The sequence below is a fragment of the Pseudaquabacterium inlustre genome, assembly GCF_038066595.1.
Taxonomy (GTDB): Bacteria; Pseudomonadota; Gammaproteobacteria; order Burkholderiales; family Burkholderiaceae_C; genus Pseudaquabacterium; species Pseudaquabacterium inlustre.
The window spans coordinates 76,813-89,938 of the sequence record NZ_JBBUTH010000005.1; the positions used below are offsets into that span (position 1 = coordinate 76,813).

Below are 13,126 nucleotides of genomic sequence, written 5' to 3' on the forward strand. Positions count from 1 at the left end.
TGGCAAATGCCCCCGAGGGTTCTCAGTCGCCCTGGGCCAGCACCGCCTGCACCTTGCGGCCGCGGCCGGCGCGCGAGACGTTCAGCACCACCGTGTCGCCGGGCTGGCGGCGCTCCAGCGCGGTGAGCAGGTCGTCCAGGCTGGCCACCGGCTCGTCGTTGACGGCGACGATGATGTCGCCGGCCACGATGCTGCCGTCGCGCGCACGGCTGAAGGGCTGCAGGCCCGCGCGGGCGGCCGGGCCGCCGGGCGTCACCTGCACCAGGGCCACGCCCTCGGGCAGACGCAGCGCGCGCTGGATCTGCTCGCTGGCCGCGCCGATGCCCAGCGTGGGCCGGGTGATGCGGCCGTCGCGGATCAGGCGCGGCACCACGCGGTTGACCTCGTCGACCGGGATCGCGAAGCCGATGCCGGCGCTGGCGCCCGAGGGGCTGGCGATCTGCGTGTTCACGCCGATCAGCCGGCCGGCCGAGTCGAGCAGCGGGCCGCCCGAATTGCCGGGGTTGATGGCCGCGTCGGTCTGGATCACGCCGCGGATGCTGCGGTTGTTGAAGCTCTCGATCTCGCGGTTCAGCGCGCTGACGATGCCGGTGGTCAGCGTCTGGTCCAGGCCGAAGGGGTTGCCGATGGCGAACACCTTCTGGCCCACCTGCAGGTCGCGGCTCAGGCCGATGGGGATGGCCGGCAGCTTCTCGCGCGGGGCGTCGATCTTCAGCACCGCCAGGTCGCGGTCGGGAAAGGCGCCCACCAGTTGCGCGCGGTGCGTGCTCTGGTCCGACAGCGTCACCGTGGCGGCACTGCCGCCGCGGATGACATGGAAGTTGGTGACGATGTGGCCGGCGGCGTCCCACACGAAGCCGGTGCCGGTGCCGCTGGGCACCTGGCCGACGGCGCGGTTGAAGAAGTCGCGCTGCACCTCCAGCGTGGTGATGTGCACCACCGACGGCGAGATGCGGCGGAACAGCTCGATCTGCTGCAGTTCGTCGGCGCCCAGCGGGCCGCGCGGCGTGACGGCGCGCGGTGCCGGGTCGCCGCGCTGGGCGCTCAGCGCCGGGGCGGCCAGGGCCAGCAGCAGGGCCAGCGAGGCCTGGCGGCGTGGCAGGGCCGCTGTCTGGCGCGCCGGCTGGGCGGTTGCGGGGGCGTGCGGGCAGGCGTGCAGGCGGACGGACGGGTGGGCGAACGGGTGCATGGGCGAAGGGTCGGTGGTCAGGGGCATGGCCAGCGGCAGGGAAAGTCGGGGCTGCACGGCGGCGATGATAGGCAAGCCGGGCGCTATCCTCGGTGCATGAGCACCACCGCCCACCTGCCGCGCCGCAGTGCCGAAGAGCAGGCCAAAGTCGACCGCGAACTCACCGAACTGGTGGAGCAACGCATCACCTTCAACCAGGTGCTGGGCCTGAAGGTGCAGCAGCTGCGCCCCGAACTGGTGATGCGCTTCGAGATGCGCCCCGACCTGGTGGGCCATTACCACTACGGCCGGCTGCACGGCGGCGTGATCTCGGCGGTGCTCGATGCCCTGGGCGGTGGGGCGCTGATGGTGGCCACCAGCGAGAAGCATGCGCACGAGAGCGCCGAGCAGGTGATGCACCGCTTCCTGAAGCTGGGCACCATCGACCTGCGGGTCGACTTTCTGCGCCCCGGCCTGGGCCGCTACTTCGTGGCCACGGCCGAGATCACCCGCCTGGGCGGGCGCGTGGGCTCCACCCAGATGCGCCTGCACAGCGACGAGGGCGTGCTGGTGGCCACCGCCGCCGCGGCCTACATCGTGAGCTGATTCCCGCCGCGCGCCTGCCGCAGCTGGCGGGCGGCTCAAGTTCCGGCGGCGGCGGCCGACAAGTCCGAGCATGAGCTGTCTCGTGACCTGCCGGCGCCGATGCGGCGCCCATGCGCCATGCGCGCGCTGATCGGCCCCTTGCTGCTGGGCAGCACCAGCCTCGGCTGCGCGCTGGCCGCTGCCGGTGTGGCCCTGCACGGCGCGGCCTGGGCGCCGGCCCTGCTGTACGGTGGCTTCGGCGCCGTGGCGGGCCTGGTGTGCACGCTGCTGCAGCACGCCCATCATGGCCTGCCAGTGCACGATGCCGTGGCGGCCGACGGCCCTGGCGAGGCCCCCGCAGCGGTGCTGGCGCGCACCATGCTGGCCGAGCTGGCCCGTGCCAGCGCGGCCGAGATCGCGGCGCGCCGGGCCCGCGGCCCGGGTGCCGGCACCGATGCGCCCGCGGCGGACGAGGCGCCAGCCGCTGCGCAGGCCCTGACCGCCTCGACGGCCCGGACCGCCGCCACCGAACCCAGCCAGGCGGGCGCATGAACACCGCCCACCGCCGCCTGCAGGACCCGCGCCGATGATCGAAGTGAAGATGGCCCGTGCACTCACCCGCGAAGGCGTGGAGGGCGTGCGCTGGGTGCTGATGGACCCGCTGGAGGCGCGGCCGGCCGATGTACCCGCCGCCGATGCGCCCGCCGCCGGTGCGGCAGGTGACGCGCCGCCGGCATCGCAGACTGCGGCGCCGGCCACATCCCCCGCCAGTTCGCCGGCCAGTTCGCCGGCCCGACCCTGGGCTGGCGCCATGCCCCCGGCCCCGGCCGCCACCCGTGACGTGCCGAGCGGCCGCGAGGCGCCGCGCCAGGCGCTGATGCTGGGGGCGCTGAAGACCCTGGTGGTGCTGGTGGCGCTGGGCGCCGCCATCGCGACGGCCTGGCGCGTCATCGGTCCGCCGCGTTGGCCGGGACAGGGCGCGGCAAGCGATGTGCGCCCGGTCGGACCGGCGGTGCCGGCGCCGCCCGCGTCCGCACCGCTGGTCACGGCCTGGGACAGCACCGGAAAGGCAGCGCGATGAGCACGCCGCTGAACTGGCACGACGAGGCCGAGCTGCTGGGCGTGACCGCCCGGGTGCACTTCTTCGATCCCGCCGTGGTGGACGCCTGCATCGATCCCGTGGCGCGCCTGCTGCCGGTGCTGGCCGACGCCGGTGCGCCGCCGCCCGCGCTGCAGTCGCTGATCGACGCCGGTCAGCGCCTCATCTGCAGCGCCGGTGGCCTGGTGGCCCAACCCGATGGGCTGTGGCGCCATGGCGACGGCCTGCTGTGCCTGGTGCACAAGGGCGCCGGCCGCGTCGGCGAGGCCGGCAACGACAGCCGTCTGTTCGACCCCGCGCAGTGGCGCAGCCAGCTGCGTGCCGACACGCTGCTGCAATGCGTGGCCACCGCGATGGCCGTGGCCGGCCACCACCAGCTGCCCACGCTGGCGTTGTGGCGTGGCCGCAATGTGCTGGTGCAGTTCGACCCCGGCTCGGCGGCGCTGGAATGCATGGCCAGCCTGGTGGGTGCGGCGCGCCTGTACTGGAACGCGCCGGCCGGCGTCACACCGGCTCAGCTGGCCAGCTTCTGCGAGCCGCGCCTGCGCGCATTGCCAGGCCTGGCCGAGCACGCACCATTGCCCTTGCTGTCGACGCTGCGGGCCTGAGCCGTCTCGGGCAGGTCCCAGCCCTCGGTGGCACTGGCCTCGGCCAGCCAGCGGGCACCGCCGGCCATCAGCCCGCGCTGGCTGGCGCGCAGCAGCAGGCGCTCGCAGTCGGCGGCGGTCAGGCGCAGGGCCAGGCGCTGCCAGCGGCGGTTGACCAGCGGATCGGCCCAGCTGTCCTCCAGCGCGCGGCGCACATCGGCCGGTGCGGCACCGGGGCCGGCCGCCAGGCGGCGTGCCAGCAGCGTGTGCATGAAGATCTGGAAGGCCTGCCGCGCCTCGTGCGTGGGCATCAGCGCCGAGAGTTCCAGCAGCCGGCGCGCATAGCCGCCGTGCGTGAACTGCAGCGTCAGCAGCACCTGCAGGCCCTGCACCGGGTTGAGCACGCGCACCCGCGCCGGCGGCAGCACGGCCAGCGGCAGGCAGGCGGCGCGCGCATGGGCCAGCGGTGTGGCAAAGCTGGCCAGCACGGCCAGGCGCTGCCAGGTGGCGCCGTCGAGCCCGCGCACCTGGGTGCATTCACCGCCGGCGATGCGCTGGGCCTGCGACCACAGCGCGTCGAAGTCCATGCCCTCGCGGGCCGCGGCCACCGCGCGCTGCAGCAGCGCCACGTTGCCGGTGGCCCAGGCGACGGCCGGGTTCAGGCGGCAGGGCAGGGCGTCGGCATCGCTTGGCGCGGCATGGACGGCAGCATGTTGTGCGGCGAGCGGTCGCAGCGGCTGGCGGCTCACCGGGCACAGCGCGGTGTCGATCTGGCGCAGCACGCTGGCGTTCAGCTGCACCGTCTCCACCGCCTCGCCGGCCTGCCAGGCCTGCAGGCGCAGCGCCAGCCAGGCGCGCTGCCAGGGGCTGTGCGGCCGCGGCTGGCCGCCGAAGCGGGCCTGGCCGGCCAGCCAGCCCTGGCGCAGCGGGCTGCCCACCGGCAGCTGGTCCAGCGGCGGCGTGAGGCCCAGGCTGGCGTGGTCCCAGCCGAGTGCGAAGCCGGGGTCGTCGTGCGGACGGGCCGGCGTGGCCGCGGGCGTCACCTGGGCCGCGAGGCCGGGGGCGACGAAGGACATGGCGGCGGCACGGGCGGCGGCGGTCACCGCGGCCACGGCGTTGAAGGGCAGCAGGGTCTGGATCATCGTGATCGCTCCGGGTGTGGCGCCGGGAATCGCCCCGGCCGTGCAGCCAGTGTCGACGCCGGCTGGCTCATGGCGTGAGCCAGTGAGCCATGCGCCCCCCCCTCAGGCCAGGCCCCGTACAACGGTTGGCAGGCTCATCGTTTGAGCCACCGGCATGGCAGACTCGGCGGCCCTTCGCGCCGCCGCGCCCACCGTCATCGAGCCAGCCCATGACCAAGACCGCCCGCCTGTACAAGATCGAGCGCCTGATCCGCCAGCGCGGCCATGTCAGCTTTGCGCAGCTGCGCGACGAGCTGGAGATCTCGCCGGCCACGCTCAAGCGTGATCTGGAATACCTGCGCGACCAGCTCGGCGCGCCCATCGTCTACGACCGCGACCTGAACGGCTACCGCTTTGACGCCACCGGCACGGCCGGCGCCAGCGGCAGCCCCGCCACGCGCGCGGCGGCGCGCCACGAGCTGCCGGGCCTGTGGTTCAGCGAGCGCGAGCTGTACGCGCTGCTGATGGCGCACCAGCTGATCTCGGGCCTGGACAGCCAGGGCCTGCTCAGCCGCCACCTGCAGCCGCTGCTCGACCGCATCCACGAACTGCTGGGCCCCGGCGGCGAGAACGACGCCAAGGCGCTGATGAAGCGCGTGAAGATCATCGGCGCGCTGCGCCGGCCGGTGGATGCCAGCTGCTTCGAGCGTGTGGGCGAGGCGCTGATCCGCCGCCAGCGCATCGCCATGCGCTACCTCACCCGCACGCGTGGCGAGGTGAGCCAGCGCGAGGTGTCGCCGCAGCGCCTGGTGCACTACAAGAACACCTGGTACCTGGACGCCTGGTGCCACCAGCGCGAGCGCCTGCTGCGCTTTGCGCTCGATGCGGTGCAGGAGGCCACGCTGACCGACACCCGTGCCAAGGACGTGGCCATGCGCCAGGTGCAGGCCGAGATGGACGCCGGCTACGGCATCTATGCCGGCGGCACGCGGCAGCTGGCGGTGCTGCGCTTCTCGCCCCAGGCCGCGCCCTGGACCAGCCACGAGGAGTGGCACCCCGAGCAGCAGGGCCGCTGGCTGGCCGACGGCAGCTGGGAGCTGACACTGCCCTATGCCGACGAGACCGAGCTGGTGATGGACATCCTGCGCCAGGGCGAGCAGGTGCGTGTGGTGTCACCCGACAGCCTGCGCCACGCCGTGCGCCAGCGCCTGGCGGCGGCCGCGGCGCAGTATCTGGATGATCAGCCTGCGGCCTGAGCCGGCCCGCGCAGCCAGGCGACGGTGCCCATGCCCAGCAGCGTCATGCCCACGCTGCCCAGCAGGTGCACGGCGGCGGTGGCCAGCGCCCAGCCCACGCGGCCGGCGGTCAGGTTGCTCACCACCTCGGCCGAGAAGGTGCTGAAGGTGGTGAGCCCGCCCAGGAAGCCGGTGACGACGAACAGCCGCCAGGCCGGCGGCAGCGCCGGGTGCTGGGCAAAGAAGGCCACCGCCACGCCGATCAGGTAGCCGCCCAGCAGGTTGGCCGCCAGCGTGCCGGGTGGCAGCGTGGGCAGCAGCGCGTTGAAGGCATTGGCCAGGCCCCAGCGCGCGATGGCGCCCAGCGAGGCACCGGCGGCGATGGCGGCAAGGGCGTACAGCAGCGGCGGCATGGCCGCGATGGTAGCGGCAGGGGCCACCGGCACCCGTGCCGCCGGTGATCAGCGCGGCGCCGGGCGGCTGCGCTGCAGGATGCCGTCGTCGATGCGGCCGAAGCGCAGCATCAGCGTGTCGAGCAGGTAGTTCTGGTACAGGCGCCAGGGCTTCTTCGCGCCCTGCTTGGGCAGCAGCGGCAGCGCGCGCTGCACATAGCCCGAGGTGAAGTCGAGGAAGGGCGCCAGCGGCATGGCCGGATCACCACGCGGCGTGGCGATCGGCGTGCCCTGGCGCCGCATGCGCTGCAGCAGCCGGCACACGTAGTCGGACGTCAGGTCGGCCTTCAGCGTCCACGAGGCATTGGTGTAGCCGAAGGTGTAGGCCAGGTTGGGCACGTCGGCGAGCATCATGCCCTTGTAGGTCATGGCCTGGCCGAAGTCGATCGGCCGGCCGTCGAGGCTGAAGCCGATGTCACCCATCACGTTGAGCTTCAGGCCGGTGGCCGTGACCACGATGTCGGCCGGCAGCTCGCTTCCCGAGGCCAGTTGGATGCCGCCGGGCGTGAAGCGCGCGATCTGGTCGGTGACCACCGAGGCGCGGCCGGCCTGGATGGCGCTGAACATGTCGCCGTCGGGCACCACGCACACGCGCTGGTCCCAGGGCATGTAGCGCGGCGTGAAATGCGCGGCCACGTCGCAGTTGCTACCCACCTGCTGCTGCACCAAGCCGACCAGGCGCTGCTTGGTCTGCTCGGGGTACTTGCGCGCCAGCCGGTAGTAAAACAGGCTGCGCAGCACGTTCTTGGCCCGCACCAGGCGGTAGGCCCACCGCGGCGGCAGGCGGTGCTTGAGCCATTCGGCCAGCGCATCGGTGCCCGGCAGCGCCACCACGTAGGTGGGCGAGCGCTGCAGCATCGTGACATGGGCGGCGGTCTTGGCCATCTCGGGCACCAGGGTCACGGCGGTGGCGCCACTGCCGATCACCACCACGTTCTTGCCGGTGTGGTCCAGGTCCTGCGGCCAGAACTGCGGGTGCACCAGGCGGCCGCGAAACTCGGCCTCGCCCTCCCATTGCGGCCGGTGGCCCTCGGCATAGCTGTAGTAGCCGGCGCACAGCTGCAGGAAGTTGCAGCTCATGCGCAGGCGCTCGGGCGGGCCATCGGGCCGCTGCCGTTCGACGTCCAGCGTCCAACGGGCGTCGGCGCTGCACCATTCAGCGCGCAGCACGCGGTGGCCGTGGCGGATGCGCCGGTCGATGCCGCGCTCGGCCGCGGTCTCGGCGATGTAGCGGCGGATGGACGGGCCGTCGGCGATGGCCTTGGCGTCGGTCCAGGGCTTGAAGGCATAGCCCAGCGTGTACATGTCGGAATCCGAGCGCACGCCGGGGTAGCGGAACAGGTCCCAGGTGCCGCCGATGGCCGGCCGCGCCTCCAGCAGCGCCACGCTCAGATCGGGGCACTTCATCTGCAGATGCGCCGCCGCGCCCACGCCCGACAGCCCGGCGCCGACGATCAGCACATCGTGGTGCTCCACGCCGCCCCGCGGCGCCGCCTCGCGCAGAAATCGCCCGGCCTGCGCCACCGAGCGCCGCGCCTCGGGCAGGCGCCAGATCAGCTGCCAGACATGCGAGACGGCCGGCCACACCTGCAGCGCGATGCGGCCGCCGGCGGCGCGCACGCCATCGGCCAGGCGCAGCGAATCGTCGCGCAGCGCCTCGTCGCAGCCCACGTGCACCAGCAGCGGCGGCAGGCCCGCCAGGCCGCCCAGCAGCGGGCTGGCCAGCGGCTGCGCGGGATCGGCGCCTTGCAGGTAGGCCTCGGCCAGCGCGCCGAGGCAGTCGCCGCGGAACATGGCGTCGCGCTCGGCATTGCCCAGCAGCGAGGCGCTGCCGCCGGTCATGTCCAGCGCGGGTGAGAACAGCACGCCGGCATCGGGCAGGCGTTCGCCCTGGTCACGCAGGCGCTGCATCAGGCCCAGGGCCAGGTTGCCGCCGGCGCTGTCGCCGCCCACGGTGATGCGCCCGGTGCGGCCGGTGGCGGCATGCTGGGCCACCAGCGCCCGCCACACGGCCAGCGCGTCATCGGGCGCGGCGGGAAAGGGGTGCTCGGGCGCCAGCCGGTAGTCGGGCACGAAGACGCGCAGGCCCTGGCGTGCCAGCGCCGCGGTGAGCGGCCGGTGCGTGCGCGGCGAGCAGCCGACGAAGCCGCCGCCGTGCAGGTACAGCAGCGTGGGCGTGGCGGGCTCGTCGGCGGCGTCCACCGGCTCGGCCACCACCCATTCGCCCGGCACGCCGCCCAACTCGGCCGGCTGGAACTGCACACCGCGCGGGTGCGGCAGCGGCTGGCCGAAGGCGCGGCGCACGCGGGCGATGTCGCGCAGGTCGCCCAGCGCCGGCTTGACGCGCCGGCGCACCAGCCAGGTGGCCAGCCGGGCCTGCCAGCTGGCGCGCGGCAGGGCGGTGGGCGAGGGCACGCTCAGGGGTGGGGACAGCAGGGTGTCGGTCATGGCAGTGTCGATTCAGGCGCGGCCGGTGCGGCGCAGGATGTCACGCGCGGCGTGCTTCCAGTAGCCCACGGGAAAGAAGCGCTGCAGCCAGGCGGCGCGCACGGCATCCTGGCCCACCAGCACGCGTGGCTCGCGGCGCGCAATGCCCTGGGCGATGCGCGCGGCCGCCGCCTCGGGCGAGAGCGTGAGCAGCTTGCGCCAGGTGGCCTGCTGTTCGGCCAGCAGCGTGGCATCCACGCCGGCCGGCAGGCGGGCGTTCTCGGCGATGGCGGTGCGCACGCCGCCGGGGTGCACCACGGTCACGCCCACCGGTGACGCGGCGGCTTGCAGCTCATGGCGCAGCGATTCGGAGAAGCCGCGCACCGCGAACTTGCTGGCGCAGTAGGCCGTCTGCCCCGGCGGCGCCACGATGCCGAAGATGCTGGACACGTTGACGACCTGCGCCGCCGGCTGGCGCGCCAGCAGCGGCAGGAACGCGCGGCACAGGCGCACCGGCGCCTCGAAGTTCACGCGCATCAGCCAGTCGAAGTCGTCTTCGCTCACCTGGTCGAAGCTGCCGCCCACGGCCACGCCGGCGTTGTTGACCAGCACCGTGGCACGGCCGTGCAGGGCCTGCACCGCCTGCGGCAGTGCAGCGATGGCGCTGCGCGCGTCGGATGCGGCCAGGTCGATCACGTGCTGCGTGATGCGGGTGCCAGCCGGCGCCGCGCGCTCGGCCGCGGCCGCCAGACCGGCGGCGTCGCGGTCCACCAGCGCCAGGTGCATGCCCTGGCGCGCCAGCTCGACCGCCAGCGCGGCGCCAATGCCGCTGGCGGCACCGGTGAGGACGGCCACGCCATCGCGCAGCGTCCAGGGGGATGAAACCGCCATGCCTACTCCTGAAGCTGAAGGGCGCGAGTCAGTGACAGCAGCCTATTAGAAATGCTGAAGACGTCTGTCGTCAGATTCTAGGCAGTGGAGTTTCATGTCCAATGCGGGCATGTCCCAGGCCAGCCCCTTGCGCGACGTGGCGCGCAGTGAACGCAGTGAGCGAACCTATGGCGGCGTGTCGGCCGCCGAGCGCACGGCCGTCCGCCGGGCGCGCTTCATCGAGGCCGGCATCGCGGTGTTCGGTGGACCGGGGTTCCGCAGCGCCACCGTGCGCGGTGTGTGCAACGCCGCCGGGCTGACCGATCGCTACTTCTATGAGAGCTTCGACAGCCTGGAGGCGCTGCTCACCGCCGTGTATGGCGAGTTGATGGCCCGGCTGCGCACGCGCATGGACGAGGCCGCGCGCCAGGTGGCTGCCGGCTGCGACGGCCTGGCGCCGGCCCAGGTGCTGGAGCGGCATGTGATGGCCGGCTACGAAGTCTGGTTCGACCTGGTGCGCGACCCGGCCTTTGCCCGCATCGTGCTGGCCGAGGTGCTGGGCGTGAGCCCGGCCGTGGATGCGCTCTACGAAGCCGGCATGCAGCAGTTTGCCGAGCTCAACAGCGCCGCCGTGGCCGCCGCGCTGCCGTCCGGGCAGTTGTCGGCCGAGCGCCAGCAGCTGGTGGGGCGGGCGTTGATCGGCGCCGCCGTGCAGGTGGCGCGGCTGTGGATGAGCAGCGGCTGGCGCGAATCGCGCGACGAGGTGGTGCGCACCTGCGTGCTGGTGACGCTGGGCACGCTGCGCGCACTGGTCGCCGAGGCGCAGGCCGGCGCGCCCCGCTGACGCCGGCCGGCGCGCCGCCCGTTCAGGCGCCGGGCCCTGCCGCCGCGCAGGCGGTCATGAAGGGCACGCGCACCGGCTGCAGCGTGACATGCGCAATGCCGAAGCGCGCCTGCAGCTGCTGCGTGGCCTGCTGCAGGAAGGCATCGTCAGCGCCGCCGGCCGGCATCACCAGGTGGGCGGTGAGGGCGGTCTCGGTGGTGCCCATGGCCCACACGTGCAGATCGTGCACGGCGACCACGCCGGGCTGGGCGCGCAGCAGGCCTTCAACCGCCGCAAGATCAATGTGCTCGGGCACGCCGTCGAACAGCAGGTGCAGCGATTGCCGCAGCAGGCCCCAGCTGCTGGCCAGGATGATGGCCGCGATGGCCAGGCTGGCCATGGCATCCAGCCGCACCCAGCCGAAATACAGCGCCGCCAGGCCACTGGCCACCACGCCGGCCGAGACCAGCGCGTCGCCGGCCATGTGCAGGAAGGCGCCGCGGATGTTCAGGTCGTGCGCGCTGCCGCGCATGAACAGCAGCGCCGTGGCGCCGTTCACCAGGATGCCGGCCGCCGCCACCCACACCACCGGCCAGCCCGGCACCGGCTGCGGCGAGGCCAGGCGCTGCGCCGCCTCCCACCCCAGCGCGCCCATGGCCACCAGCAGCAGCAATGAATTGGCCACCGCGGCCACGATGCCGGCGCGTTTCCAGCCATAGGTGCGGCGCTGGCTGGGCGACAGCCGGGCGGCTGCCGCGCCGGCCCAGGCCAGCACCAGGCCGGCCACGTCACTGAGGTTGTGGCCGGCATCGGCCAGCAGCGCCAGCGAGCCGATGTGCCAGCCCACCGCCGCCTCCACCGCCACGAAGCCCAGGTTCAGCGCGATGCCGATGGCGAAGGCGCGGCTGAAGTCGGTGGGGGCGTGGTGGTGGTGGCCATGCCCGTGACCGTGTCCATGTGAATGGCCGTGTGAATGGCCGTGTGAATGGCCGTGTGAAGGCCCGGTGTGCTGCGCGTGGCTGTGACCGTGGCCGTCGTCGTGTTCGTGGTCATGGTGGTCGTAGTCGTGCCCGCAGGCGTGATCGTGCTCGTTCTCGTGCGCGTGCGCGGCGTGCGGTCGGTGTTCGGAGGCCATGGCCGCATTGTCGACCGCCGGCAATGACGCGCGCGCGGCGTGGGACATGCCGCAGCCCGCTGCGCCAGCCGGGTTGTCACCGCTCAAGGCGCGGCAGACGGTGCCGAAGAACGCGTGATGTCACTGCGCCCGCTTTCGCTGCCTCAACGCCTGCTGCCAGCCCTGCTGGGGGCCTTGCTCGGCCTGACCTCGTGGCAGGCCCGTGCCTCGGACCTGATCCGCACGCAGGAGATCGCCGAATGCCGCTCGGGCGAGATCGGCACCTGGGGCGACGGCCGCGACCGTCCGGCGGTGGACACCCACCTGCGCCTGGTCTACGACCACGAGGGCGCGCCCCCCTGGTTCGACGAGGCCCTGGTGCTGGCCACGCTGCGGCGTGCCGCCGACGCCTGGGCCGGCTGCGGCGTGCCGGCCAGCGTGTGGCCGCGCGCGCATGGCGCCGAGGTGCCGCCCGGCGCGGTGCTGGTGAACTGGGACGACCGCCTGGTGCGCGGCAACTTCGGCCTGGCCCATGTGGGCCTGCGCCGGCTGTGGCTGGGCGCGGCGGCCTTCCGCACGCTGCGCGCACGCAATGCCGCCTACCCGGCGCACGAGACGCTGCAGATGGTGGTCTCGCACGAGATGGGCCACCTGTTCGGCCTGATGGACCACTCCAACCGCTGCGTGGACGTGATGTCCTACTACGACAACGGCCGCGGCGACCGCTGCCGCGCCCGCGAAGGCAACGACCGCGGCTGGCGCGGCGACTACCGCGCCCTGCTGCCCACGGCCTGCGACATCCAGCGCTGCCGCGCGGCGAATGCGGCGCCGGTGACGGCGGCGAGGTAGGTCTCAACGCGTCGGGTGTTGAGCGCGGGGTCAGGCCTCGCTCGCTGCGTTCTAGAATGTGTAAAGCCTTCATCGGAGATACACATGCGGACCAACATCGTGATTGACGACAAGCTCATGGCTGACGCTTTGAAGGCCACCGGCGCCAAGACCAAGAAGGAAGCCGTGGAGCTTGGACTCCGTACCCTCTTGCAGATGAGCCGCCAGGCGGAGGTACGCAGGCTTCGAGGCAAGGTCCAGTGGCAAGGTGACCTGGATGCCCTGAGGCGGGACAAGTGATTCTGGTTGACTCGAGCGTCTGGGTGGACTACCTGCGGGGTACGCCGACGCCCCAGACAGACAAGCTCGACGCGCTCTTGGGTACCGTTCCGTTGGCTGTCGGCGACTTGATCTTGACCGAAGTGCTGCAAGGCTGTGGCACAGACAAGGCGTTCAATGAAGTGCGCCGGCTGTTGCTGAACCTGACAGTCGTGCCGCTGGGCGGCCAGGACGTGGCGATAGAAGCGGCACGCAACTACCGCCGCTTGCGCGCGCTGGGACTGACGGTGCGCAAGACCATTGACACGGTGATCGCCACGCGCTGCATCGTGGACAAGCTGGAACTCCTGCACTCGGACCGGGACTTCGACCCGTTTGAGCAACACCTTGGGCTCCGCTGTGTGCCCTGTGAAGCCTAGGGCTACGCTGAACAAGGCGTTGATTTCGACGCTGCGTCGGGCTGATACCCAACTTGCCTGACCTGACGCTGCTGCTCTACGCCAATGCTGCATTTTTCGGCGGTTTCGAGGCGACTGGG

Annotated in this window: 15 protein-coding genes; 9 read left to right on the plus strand and 6 right to left on the minus strand. The window is 72.8% G+C overall.

The genetic code is table 11. From position 1 onward, the window contains the following. Positions 1 to 22: 22 nt before the first annotated feature. Positions 23 to 1,264 carry a S1C family serine protease gene (locus AACH10_RS11390; RefSeq protein ID WP_341410531.1) on the minus strand — a complete coding sequence of 414 codons (1,242 nt, stop codon included), beginning with the start codon at positions 1,262 to 1,264 and terminating at the stop codon, positions 23 to 25. A 21-nt stretch (positions 1,265 to 1,285) separates the two neighbouring features. Here AACH10_RS11390 and AACH10_RS11395 point away from each other — a divergent pair, with 21 nt between their 5' ends. The 4 genes from AACH10_RS11395 to AACH10_RS11410 all read left to right on the plus strand — a co-directional run bounded on the left by AACH10_RS11395 (position 1,286) and on the right by AACH10_RS11410 (position 3,460). Continuing rightward, positions 1,286 to 1,774 carry a thioesterase family protein gene (locus AACH10_RS11395; protein WP_341410532.1) on the plus strand — a complete coding sequence of 163 codons (489 nt, stop codon included), beginning with the start codon at positions 1,286 to 1,288 and terminating at the stop codon, positions 1,772 to 1,774. A 117-nt stretch (positions 1,775 to 1,891) separates the two neighbouring features. Next, complete coding sequence (locus tag AACH10_RS11400; protein ID WP_341410533.1) at positions 1,892 to 2,305, plus strand: hypothetical protein; 414 nt, start codon at positions 1,892 to 1,894, stop codon at positions 2,303 to 2,305. Between the two features lie 34 nt (positions 2,306 to 2,339). After that, positions 2,340 to 2,834 carry a hypothetical protein gene (locus AACH10_RS11405; protein WP_341410534.1) on the plus strand — a complete coding sequence of 165 codons (495 nt, stop codon included), beginning with the start codon at positions 2,340 to 2,342 and terminating at the stop codon, positions 2,832 to 2,834. Next, entirely contained in the window at positions 2,831 to 3,460 is a 630-nt protein-coding gene (locus AACH10_RS11410) for a hypothetical protein (RefSeq protein ID WP_341410535.1), read from the plus strand. The genes AACH10_RS11405 and AACH10_RS11410 overlap by 4 nt, the downstream gene beginning before the upstream one ends. Here the strand turns inward: AACH10_RS11410 and AACH10_RS11415 are convergent. Next, entirely contained in the window at positions 3,367 to 4,581 is a 1,215-nt protein-coding gene (locus tag AACH10_RS11415; RefSeq protein WP_341410536.1) for a hypothetical protein, read from the minus strand. The genes AACH10_RS11410 and AACH10_RS11415 overlap by 94 nt on opposite strands. Before the next feature lie 209 nt (positions 4,582 to 4,790). Here AACH10_RS11415 and AACH10_RS11420 point away from each other — a divergent pair, with 209 nt between their 5' ends. After that, the gene (locus tag AACH10_RS11420; protein WP_341410537.1) at positions 4,791 to 5,816 is read left to right on the plus strand and encodes a helix-turn-helix transcriptional regulator; all 1,026 of its coding nucleotides are present in this window, start codon (positions 4,791 to 4,793) and stop codon (positions 5,814 to 5,816) included. Here the strand turns inward: AACH10_RS11420 and crcB are convergent. The 3 genes from crcB to AACH10_RS11435 are packed head-to-tail and all read right to left on the minus strand — an operon-like array spanning position 5,801 to position 9,565. Then, positions 5,801 to 6,199: a fluoride efflux transporter CrcB gene (gene crcB / locus AACH10_RS11425; RefSeq protein WP_341410547.1), complete on the minus strand. Its 399-nt coding sequence runs from the start codon at positions 6,197 to 6,199 to the stop codon at positions 5,801 to 5,803. The two genes, AACH10_RS11420 and crcB, sit on opposite strands and share 16 nt — an antisense overlap. A gap of 57 nt (positions 6,200 to 6,256) precedes the next feature. Then, positions 6,257 to 8,695 (minus strand): alpha/beta hydrolase fold domain-containing protein, encoded by a 2,439-nt coding sequence (locus AACH10_RS11430; protein WP_341410538.1) that lies wholly within the window; start codon positions 8,693 to 8,695, stop codon positions 6,257 to 6,259. Between the two features lie 12 nt (positions 8,696 to 8,707). Further along, positions 8,708 to 9,565 (minus strand): SDR family NAD(P)-dependent oxidoreductase, encoded by an 858-nt coding sequence (locus tag AACH10_RS11435; protein ID WP_341410539.1) that lies wholly within the window; start codon positions 9,563 to 9,565, stop codon positions 8,708 to 8,710. A 109-nt stretch (positions 9,566 to 9,674) separates the two neighbouring features. Between AACH10_RS11435 and AACH10_RS11440 the strand changes: the two genes are divergently transcribed. Continuing rightward, positions 9,675 to 10,388, plus strand: a complete 714-nt coding sequence (locus AACH10_RS11440) for a TetR/AcrR family transcriptional regulator (protein ID WP_341410540.1) — start codon at positions 9,675 to 9,677, stop codon at positions 10,386 to 10,388. 22 nt (positions 10,389 to 10,410) lie between these two features. On the opposite strand, the gene AACH10_RS11445 is transcribed toward AACH10_RS11440, so the two are convergent. Further along, positions 10,411 to 11,502 (minus strand): cation diffusion facilitator family transporter, encoded by a 1,092-nt coding sequence (locus AACH10_RS11445; protein ID WP_341410541.1) that lies wholly within the window; start codon positions 11,500 to 11,502, stop codon positions 10,411 to 10,413. 117 nt (positions 11,503 to 11,619) lie between these two features. On the opposite strand from AACH10_RS11445, the gene AACH10_RS11450 reads away from it, so the two are divergent. From AACH10_RS11450 to vapC, 3 genes are all read left to right on the plus strand, one after another. Beyond that, positions 11,620 to 12,330: a zinc metalloprotease gene (locus AACH10_RS11450; RefSeq protein ID WP_341410542.1), complete on the plus strand. Its 711-nt coding sequence runs from the start codon at positions 11,620 to 11,622 to the stop codon at positions 12,328 to 12,330. A gap of 84 nt (positions 12,331 to 12,414) precedes the next feature. Further along, positions 12,415 to 12,609, plus strand: a complete 195-nt coding sequence (locus tag AACH10_RS11455; protein ID WP_341410543.1) for a type II toxin-antitoxin system VapB family antitoxin — start codon at positions 12,415 to 12,417, stop codon at positions 12,607 to 12,609. Further along, positions 12,606 to 13,007 carry a type II toxin-antitoxin system VapC family toxin gene (gene vapC / locus AACH10_RS11460; protein ID WP_341410544.1) on the plus strand — a complete coding sequence of 134 codons (402 nt, stop codon included), beginning with the start codon at positions 12,606 to 12,608 and terminating at the stop codon, positions 13,005 to 13,007. Before AACH10_RS11455 ends, vapC begins: the two co-directional genes overlap by 4 nt. The last annotated feature ends 119 nt before the right edge of the window (positions 13,008 to 13,126 follow it).

Bases quoted from the DNA above. Each gene is read 5' to 3' on its own strand.
- AACH10_RS11395 (WP_341410532.1), top strand. From the start codon at position 1,286: ATGAGCACCACCGCCCACCTGCCGCGCCGCAGTGCCGAAGAGCAGGCC.
- AACH10_RS11400 (WP_341410533.1), top strand. From the start codon at position 1,892: ATGCGCGCGCTGATCGGCCCCTTGCTGCTGGGCAGCACCAGCCTCGGC.
- AACH10_RS11405 (WP_341410534.1), top strand. From the start codon at position 2,340: ATGATCGAAGTGAAGATGGCCCGTGCACTCACCCGCGAAGGCGTGGAG.
- AACH10_RS11410 (WP_341410535.1), top strand. From the start codon at position 2,831: ATGAGCACGCCGCTGAACTGGCACGACGAGGCCGAGCTGCTGGGCGTG.
- AACH10_RS11415 (WP_341410536.1), bottom strand. From the start codon at position 4,581: ATGATCCAGACCCTGCTGCCCTTCAACGCCGTGGCCGCGGTGACCGCC.
- AACH10_RS11420 (WP_341410537.1), top strand. From the start codon at position 4,791: ATGACCAAGACCGCCCGCCTGTACAAGATCGAGCGCCTGATCCGCCAG.
- AACH10_RS11430 (WP_341410538.1), bottom strand. From the start codon at position 8,695: ATGACCGACACCCTGCTGTCCCCACCCCTGAGCGTGCCCTCGCCCACC.
- AACH10_RS11435 (WP_341410539.1), bottom strand. From the start codon at position 9,565: ATGGCGGTTTCATCCCCCTGGACGCTGCGCGATGGCGTGGCCGTCCTC.
- AACH10_RS11440 (WP_341410540.1), top strand. From the start codon at position 9,675: ATGTCCCAGGCCAGCCCCTTGCGCGACGTGGCGCGCAGTGAACGCAGT.
- AACH10_RS11445 (WP_341410541.1), bottom strand. From the start codon at position 11,502: ATGGCCTCCGAACACCGACCGCACGCCGCGCACGCGCACGAGAACGAG.
- AACH10_RS11450 (WP_341410542.1), top strand. From the start codon at position 11,620: ATGTCACTGCGCCCGCTTTCGCTGCCTCAACGCCTGCTGCCAGCCCTG.
- AACH10_RS11455 (WP_341410543.1), top strand. From the start codon at position 12,415: ATGCGGACCAACATCGTGATTGACGACAAGCTCATGGCTGACGCTTTG.